8 protein-coding genes are annotated in these 8,069 nt (G+C 70.7%); 5 read left to right on the top strand and 3 right to left on the bottom strand.

What is annotated here, in order from left to right:
* The 4 genes from ACNPM4_RS20520 to ACNPM4_RS20505 all read left to right on the top strand — a co-directional run.
* On the top strand, window positions 1–802 hold an 802-nt coding region (locus ACNPM4_RS20520), incomplete at its 5' end, for a GNAT family N-acetyltransferase (RefSeq protein WP_448986998.1).
* A complete protein-coding gene (gene menC, locus ACNPM4_RS20515; RefSeq protein ID WP_372469362.1) occupies window positions 799–1,905 on the top strand; it encodes an o-succinylbenzoate synthase in 1,107 nt (368 codons plus the stop codon). The genes ACNPM4_RS20520 and menC, both read left to right, overlap by 4 nt.
* 114 nt (window positions 1,906–2,019) lie before the next feature.
* Window positions 2,020–3,708 carry a PucR family transcriptional regulator gene (locus ACNPM4_RS20510; protein WP_448986997.1) on the top strand — a complete coding sequence of 563 codons (1,689 nt, stop codon included), beginning with the start codon at window positions 2,020–2,022 and terminating at the stop codon, window positions 3,706–3,708.
* Between the two features lie 200 nt (window positions 3,709–3,908).
* Entirely contained in the window at window positions 3,909–4,370 is a 462-nt protein-coding gene (locus tag ACNPM4_RS20505) for an Lrp/AsnC family transcriptional regulator (protein ID WP_448986996.1), read from the top strand.
* A gap of 17 nt (window positions 4,371–4,387) precedes the next feature.
* Here the strand turns inward: ACNPM4_RS20505 and ACNPM4_RS20500 are convergent, their stop codons facing one another.
* From ACNPM4_RS20500 to rsmA, 3 genes are read right to left on the bottom strand one after another with little or no spacing between them, the layout of a single operon-like run.
* Window positions 4,388–5,320 (bottom strand): 4-(cytidine 5'-diphospho)-2-C-methyl-D-erythritol kinase, encoded by a 933-nt coding sequence (locus tag ACNPM4_RS20500; protein ID WP_448986995.1) that lies wholly within the window; start codon window positions 5,318–5,320, stop codon window positions 4,388–4,390.
* 7 nt (window positions 5,321–5,327) lie between these two features.
* Complete coding sequence (mgrA, locus tag ACNPM4_RS20495) at window positions 5,328–6,395, bottom strand: L-glyceraldehyde 3-phosphate reductase (protein ID WP_448986994.1); 1,068 nt, start codon at window positions 6,393–6,395, stop codon at window positions 5,328–5,330.
* The gene (rsmA, locus tag ACNPM4_RS20490; protein WP_448986993.1) at window positions 6,392–7,252 is read right to left on the bottom strand and encodes a 16S rRNA (adenine(1518)-N(6)/adenine(1519)-N(6))-dimethyltransferase RsmA; all 861 of its coding nucleotides are present in this window, start codon (window positions 7,250–7,252) and stop codon (window positions 6,392–6,394) included. The genes mgrA and rsmA overlap by 4 nt, the downstream gene beginning before the upstream one ends.
* Before the next feature lie 67 nt (window positions 7,253–7,319).
* Between rsmA and ACNPM4_RS20485 the strand changes: the two genes are divergently transcribed.
* On the top strand, window positions 7,320–8,069 hold a 750-nt coding region (locus ACNPM4_RS20485), incomplete at its 3' end, for an MFS transporter (RefSeq protein ID WP_448986992.1).

The following is an 8,069-nucleotide window of genomic DNA, read 5'->3' as shown; positions in this document are numbered from 1 at the left end:
GGCGAGGGCGGGGGTGGAGATCCGGCTGCTCGAGGATGTGGGGGACTTCGCCCGGGTGGCGGAGCTGTTCCAGAGCATCTGGACCAAGCAGGGCGAGACCTCGCCGGTCAACGTCGAGACGCTGCGCGCACTGTCGAAGGCCGGCAGCTACGTGGGCGGCGCGTTCGAGCACGACGAGCTCGTCGGCGCCTGCTTCGGCTTCTTCGCGGCCCCGGATCAGCGCGCCCTGCACAGCCACATCGCCGGGGTCTCGGCACGGATGCGCGGTCGCAGCGTCGGCTTCGCGCTCAAGGTGCATCAGCGCGCCTGGGCGCTCGAGGAGGGCCTCGACGAGATCTCCTGGACGTTCGATCCGCTGATCAGCCGCAACGCCCACTTCAATCTCGTGAAGCTCGCCGCGACGCCGACGTCGTACCACCGCAACTTCTACGGGCACATGGCCGATGCGCTCAACGGCGCCGATGACACCGACCGGATGCTGGTGACCTGGTACGTGCGCGACCCGCGCGTCGTCGCCGCCTGTCACGGGGAGCCGTCCGGCTCGGGAGACGTCGCCGACGCCGAGCCACTGCTCAGCGTGGGCGAAGACCTCGGGCCGCTCCGGCATCGCACCGACGCCCGGCTCGTCCGCGTGGCGCTGCCGCGCGACATCGAGACGCTGCGCCTCTCCGAGCCCGCCCGCGCGACCGCGTGGCGCCTGGCGCTGCGGGAGACGCTCGGATCTGCGCTGGAGGGCGGAGGGCGCGTGCTCTCGTTCGATCGCTCCGGCGCGTACACCATCGACAGAGGAGAACAGGGATGAAGCTCACCGGATTCGAGCTGCGTGTGATCGAGATGCCGCTGGTGTCACCGTTCCGCACGTCGTTCGGGGTGCAGACCGTGCGCGAGGCGCTGATCGTGCGGGCCGTCACCGACGAGGCCGAGGGCTGGGGCGAGGGCGTCGCGATGAACGACCCGCTGTACTCCTCCGAGTACGTCGAGGCGAGCGTCGACGTGATCACCCGCTTCCTGCTGCCGGCGCTCGCGCCGGTGAAGGACCTGCATGCGGGCGGCGTCGCTCCGGCTCTCGCGAAGTTCAAGGGGCACCGGATGTCGAAGGCCGCCGTCGAACTGGCGATCCTCGACGCCGAGCTGCGGGCCACGGGCGTGCCGCTGTCGCGCGAGCTGGGCGCCGTGCGCGACCGGGTCGACTGCGGCGTCTCCGTCGGCATCATGGACTCGATCCCCGAGCTCCTCGACGCCGTCGACGGCTACCTCGACGAGGGCTACGTGCGCATCAAGCTCAAGATCGAGCCGGGGTGGGACATCGATCCCGTCCGTGCCGTGCGCGAGCGGTTCGGCGACGACGTGCTGCTGCAGGTCGACGCGAACACCGCCTACCACCGGGGCGACGCCCGGCACCTCGCCAAGCTCGACCCGTTCGACCTGCTCCTGATCGAGCAGCCCCTCGACGAGGAGGATCTGCTCGGGCACGCGCAGCTCGCGAAGGCCATCACCACGCCCGTCTGTCTCGACGAGTCGATCGTCTCGGCCCGTGCTGCCGCCGACGCCATCGCGCTGGGTGCCTGCTCGATCGTGAACATCAAGCCCGGCCGCGTCGGCGGCTACCTCGAGGCCCGTCGCATCCACGACGTGTGCGTGGCGAACGACATCCCGGTGTGGTGCGGCGGGATGCTGGAGACCGGGATCGGCCGGGCGGCGAACGTCGCTCTCGCGGCTCTCCCGGGCTTCACCCTCCCCGGCGACACCTCGGGCTCCGGTCGCTACTACTCCCGCGACATCACCGAGCCGTTCGTCGTGGAGGACGGCACGCTGACGGTCCCGACCGGACCGGGCATCGGCGTGACGCCGGATGCCGATGCGCTGGATGCCGTGACGGTGCGCACGGAGTGGATCACCTTCTGAGCTGATGCGACGGGGCACGACGAGCCTGTCGAGATCGACCAACTGTCGATACGATTTCGTCGTGCCCCACAGCTCCGCGACCGGAGGTCGCCCCCTAGCCTGGGCCCTGTGCTCATGTCCGTGACGACAAAGCCCCGCGCCAGCCTCGGCCGGGTCATCGAAGACCTCGGCAACACCCTGCTCGAGGTGGTGAGCGGTGCGGTCGACGATGACACCGAGATCGAGACGGTCGTCATCCACGACGTCCTCGACGACGCGATGCCGATGCGCCGCGCGCTCGTCCTCGGCGTCGGCCTGAGCGATCCGGACGAGATCGCGGAGCTCCTCCGGGTCCTCGCCACACAGCAGGCCTCCGCCCTGGTCCTGCGTGCGCCCGTGCGTTCGGAGCAGCCGGTGCGCGAAGCATCCGAGGCGACCGGCATCCCCGTGCTCGCACTGACCCGCGGCGCGTCGTGGGCGCAGCTGGCGGCGATGCTGCGGTCCCTGATCGCCGAGGGCGCCGTGGGCGATCAGGGAGCCACGACACTCGGCGGGATGCCCTCCGGTGACCTGTTCGCCCTCGCCAACGCCATCGCGACCCTGCTGAACGCCCCCGTGACGATCGAGGATCGCAATTCCCGCGTCGTCGCCTTCTCGGGCCGCCAGCACGAAGCCGACCCCGCCCGCATCGAGACCGTGCTCGGACGGCAGGTGCCCGAACGGTTCGCACGGCAGCTGGAGGAGCGCGGCGTCTTCCAGGAGCTCTACCGCAGCGTGGACCCGATCGACGTCGGCCCCGTGAACAACACCGAAGGACTCCCCTCGTTCCCGCGCGTGGCGCTCGCGGTGCGCGCGGGCGACGAGATCCTCGGCTCGATCTGGGCCGCGGTCCAGGAGCCTCTGTCCCCCGATCGTGTGCGCGCGCTGAAGGACTCCGCCGGCCTGGTGGCCCTGCACATGCTGCGGCTGCGGGCCGGTGCCGATGTCGAGCGCCGGCTGCGGGCCGACCTGCTCGCCACGATCCTCGAAGGCGGTCCGGGGGCCGCGGATGCCACCGCCCGGCTGCGTCTCAGCGATCATCGATGCGTCGTGCTGGCGCTGTCGGCAGCGGAGGAGAGCGACGACGAACCCTCCGCCGGCGCCCGCGGGGTGGCCGAGCGACAGCGCATCGCCGATGCCTTCGCCGTGCACCTGGGCGCCGTCTACCTCCGCTCGGCCGTCGCCGTGATCGGCAACGTCGTGTACGCGGTCGTCGGCATCCGCCCGGAACAGGGTGATGCGGAGACCGGGGCGGAGCACCGCGATGCCGACAGCCGCGCGGCCCGCGTCGCGACCGACTTCCTCGGGCGGCTCGGGGCCACCAGTGAGATCCGCATCGGCGTCGGCACCGTCGCGGAGGACGCGGCGGGCATCCCCGCGTCGCGCGCCAACGCCGACCGCGCCCTCCGAGTGGTGCGTCAGACGCCTTCGCGCGAGCCCGTCGCCCGGTTCACGGCCGTGCAGATGGAAGCCCTGCTGGTCGAGCTCGGAGATCTCGTCCGCTCCCGGGGCGACCAGCCCACCGGCCCCGTCGCGCGGCTCCTGGCGCAGGACCGGGAGAAGGGCACGCATCTGGTGGAGACGCTGCGGGCCTGGCTCGACGCGTTCGGAGATGTGGCGGTGGCTGCGGCCCGCGTGTACACGCACCCCAACACGTTCCGGTATCGGCTGCGCCGGCTGTCGGAGATCAGCGGACTCGATCTGACCGATCCGGACGCACGGTTCTCGGCCATGGTGCAGCTGCGGCTCCTCATCCCCCGCGATGGAGGTCTGATCGACGGCTGAGGCTCGTGGCCGGTCGCCGTCGACACCCGGCGTGTGCGGCTCGTGGCCTTCCGTCGAGTGCGCGTGATGCCCGCTCGTGGCCGGCATCCTGCGTATCTGACAGTCATCACACCACATGACGGTCATTCAGACCATAGAGTGGATTCTGATTGATCGATCCGATCAATATGGGGGAGTCAACGAAGGCGACGGTGATCGAAATGGCCAATCTCGACGAGACCGACCGGAGGATCCTCACGGTGCTCGACCGCGACCCGCGCCGACCGGTGGCTCTGATCGCCCAGGACCTGGGCCTCGCCCGCGGCACCGTGCACGCCCGGCTCGACCGGCTCGAATCCGGCGGGTATCTGCGCGCCCACAGCGCGCGCATCCTTCCGCAGGCTCTGGGACGCGGCGTCGCGGCCTCCATCCTCGTCGAGCTCGATCAGCATCTGATCACCGCCGCGATCGACGCGCTCAGCCGGGTTCCCGAGGTCCTGGAGTGCTTCGCCCCCGCGGGCGACACCGACCTGCTGCTGCGCGTCGTGGCCAAGGACCCCGACGACCTCTACCGCGTGGCCGAGGTCGTACGCCTCTGCCCCGGCATCCTCCGCACCTCGACGAGCCTGTTCCTCCGCGAGGTCATCCCCTACCGGGTGAGCGCGCTGCTGCAGGCGGAGTGAGGCGCGGGAATCGGGTGTCAGCCGATGATGCGCGCGCCCGGGACGGGGCCGTGCACGTGGAGCGGGTCGAGGCCGGTCTCGCGCAGGGAGGTCTGCACGTCCTGCGCCGTCTCGGGGTCGGGACAGAGCATAGCCACGGTGGGCCCTGAACCCGACACGATCCCCTGCAGCGCACCGGCCGCGACACCCTGCCGGATGGTGTCGGCGAGGTCGGGACGCTCGAACAGCGCGGCGGCCTGCAGGTCGTTGAAAAGGGTCTCGGCGAGCTGGGCGGGGTCTCCCGAGCGCAGCGCCTGCAGCACCGGGATCGGCACGTCGAGAGACAGCGGCGGGTCGTCGGCGAGGGCGCCCTCCTCCTCGCGCAGGATGTCGAGGCGTTCGTAGACCACCGGCGTCGAGAGCCCCTCGTCGCTCGGCACCAGGATCCAGTCGAAGCGTCCGCGCGCGAGCGCCGGATTGAGCTGATCGCCGCGACCGGTGCCGACCGCCGTGCCGCCGTGCAGCGCGAACGGCACATCGGCGCCGAGACGGGCGGCGAGGTCGTGCAGCCGGGCCTGGGAGAGGCCCGTCCCCCACAGTGCGTCGCAGGCGACCAGAGCGGCAGCGGCATCCGCCGACCCTCCGCCCATGCCGCCGGCCACGGGAACGCTCTTGCGGATCTCGAGGGCGACGCCGCCCGGGTGGTCGACGGCGAGCGCGAGCAGCTTGGCGGCGCGCATCGCCAGATTGCGGTCGTCGAGCGGGACCGAGCCGATGTCCTCCACGCCGGCGACCGTGACCGAGAAGTCGTCGGCCGGGCGCGCGATCACGTCTTCATACAGCGAGACCGCTTGGAAGACCGTCGCCAGCGCGTGATAGCCGTCGTCGTGCCGCCCGCCGACCCCGAGGTAGACGTTGATCTTCCCCGGGGCGCGCACGTGCACGGAGTCGGTGGACGCGGCGTGGCTCATGATCGGATCACAGCTCCGAGGACTTCGCCCACAGGTTCACGTCGATCGCCCCGGCGAGCTCGTCGATGCGGGCCAACTCCTCCGCGGTGAAAGTCGGACCGTTGACGGCGGCGATGTTCTCGTCGAGCTGCTCCGGGCGCGACGCGCCGATCAGCGCGGAGGCGACGATCGGGTTGCGCAGCGTCCACTGCAGCGCCAGTTGCGCGAGCGACTGTCCACGGCTCTGCGCCACCTCGTTCAGCGACCGCAGCGTCTGCACGGCTTCATCCGTGAGCCGACCGTCCGGCAGCGAGCCGCGCTTCTGCGCCCGCTCGGCCGTGCCGTCGCCGAGGTACTTGTCGGTGAGCAGCCCCTGTGCGAGCGGGGTGAAGGCGATCGCGCCCAGGCCCGACTGCTCGAGGGTGTCGGTCAGGCCGTCTTCGACCCAGCGGTTCAGGATCGAGTATGCGGGCTGGTGGATGACCAAGGGCGTGCCGAGGTCCTTGGCGACGGCGACGGCCTCGGCCGTGCGCTCGGCGCTGTAGGAGGAGATGCCGACGTAGAGGGCCTTGCCCTGGCGCACGAGCGTGTCGAGCGCGCCGACGGTCTCGGCGATCGGGGTGACGGGATCGACGCGGTGGGAGTAGAAGATGTCGACGTAGTCGAGGCCCATGCGGGTCAGCGACTGCTCGGCGCTCGCGAGGATGTACTTGCGGCTCGCGAAGTCGCCGTAGGGGCCGGGCCACATGTCCCAGCCGGCCTTCGACGAGATGATCAGCTCGTCGCGGTACGGGCGGAGGTCTTCGGCGAAGATGCGTCCGAAGTTCTTCTCGGCCGAGCCGTAGGGCGGGCCGTAGTTGTTCGCCAGGTCGAAGTGCGTGATGCCGCGGTCGAACGCGTGGCGCAGCAGCGCGCGCTGGTTGTCGAGCGGGATGTTGTCGCCGAAGTTCCACCACAGCCCGAGCGAGATCGGGGGCAGATACAGACCGGACGTGCCGACCTGGCGGTAGGCGAACTGCTGGTAGCGGCTCTCGTCCGCCGCGTACGGACGGTGCAGCTCGGGGACATCGGGACGGAAGCGGGGGGAGTCGGTCACGGTGCCAGATTAGTCCCTGGTGCATGCTGCGCGATGCGCTGGTAGTCCTCGACCGTGAGGTCTTCGCCGCGGGCCGTGGGAGCGACGCCGGCGGCGATCAGCACCTCGGATGCTGCCGCCGAGCTGCCGAAGATCCCCGACAGCGCCTGGCGGAGCATCTTGCGGCGCTGGTTGAAGGCGGCATCCACGATCTTGAACGTGCGGCGGCGCTCCTCCTCGGTGCCGCGCTCCCCCTCGGACCGGTCGAAGCCGACGAGCAGGCTGTCGACGTTCGGCACCGGCCAGAACACCTGACGTGAGACGTTCCCGGAGAGCTTCCACTCGCCGTACCAGGCGGCCTTGACGCTGGGCGAGCCGTAGATCTTCGACCCCGGCTTCGCGGCGAGCCGCTCGGCGACCTCGGCCTGCACCATCACCACCCCGCGCTGCAGGTACGCGAAGTTCTCGAGGAAGTGCAGCAGCACGGGCACCGAGACGTTGTAGGGCAGGTTGGCGACGAGCACCGTGGGCTCGCCCGGCAGCTCGGTGATGCGCAGCGCATCCGCATCGACGACCGTGAGCCGGTCGGGCTCCACGCCGTGTTCGGCGGCGGTCTGTGCCAGCCGGGCCGCGAGGCGGTGGTCGATCTCGACGGCCGTGACGGATGCCCCGGTCTCGAGGATCGCGAGGGTCAGGGAACCCAGCCCTGGACCGACCTCGACCACGCGCTCGTGCGGCTGCACGCGGGCGGCCTGCACGATCTTGCGCACGGTGTTCGCGTCGGTGACGAAGTTCTGGCCGAGCTTCTTGGTCGGGGTGACGTCGAGCTCGGCGGCGAGTCGGCGGATCTCGGTGGCGCCGAGCAGGGTGACGGTCATCCTGCCATTCTCCCCCACTCTCCCGGTGACCCCCGCCGATGTCCCCTGCCGTCAGTAGTCTTCTCTGGTGCCCTCCCTCGGTGAACTCGTCGCCCCCCGCCGCATGGGCCGCGATTTCCGCTGGCTCCTCGCCTCGTCGTGGACCAGCAACATCGGCGACGGCGTGGCCCTCGCGGCCGCTCCCCTGCTGATCGCGTCGATGACGTCGTCGCCGATCCTGGTGGCATCCGGCGCGATCCTGCAGTTCCTCCCGTGGCTGCTGTTCGGCCTGCATGCGGGAGCGATCGCCGACCGCTTCGACCGCCGCCGCCTGGTCATGTTCGCCAATGCCGCGCGAGCCGTGGTCCTCCTCGCCCTGTGCGTGTTCCTCGTGACGGGCGTCGCGAACATCTGGATCGTGCTCGCCGTCGCCTTCCTCTACGGCACCGCCGAGGTCTTCGTCGACACGGCGGGCAGCACGCTGCTGCCGATGCTGGTGAAGCCCGCCGACCTCGGCATCGGCAACGCCCGCCTGCAGGCCGGGTACCTCGTCGCGAACCAGTTCGCCGGCCCGCCGCTGGGCGCCTTCCTGTTCGCCGCGGGCACCGCCTGGCCGTTCCTGCTCGAGGTCGTGTGCGTGAGCTTCGCGGTCGTGCTCATCTCGCGTATGGCGAAGACGCCCGTCCCGCCGCGCGAGACCGACACGCACCCGCCGGTGCACACCGACATCGCCGAGGGCATCCGCTGGCTGTGGCGCAATCCGCCGGTGCGCATGCTGGTGCTCATCATCCTGGTCTTCAACATCACGTGGGCCGCGCCCTGGGGCGTGCTCGTGCTG

Source organism: Microbacterium umsixpiens, assembly GCF_053543675.1.
Note: the sequence above shows the minus strand (reverse complement) of the source record. Positions and strands in the feature narration are given on the sequence as shown.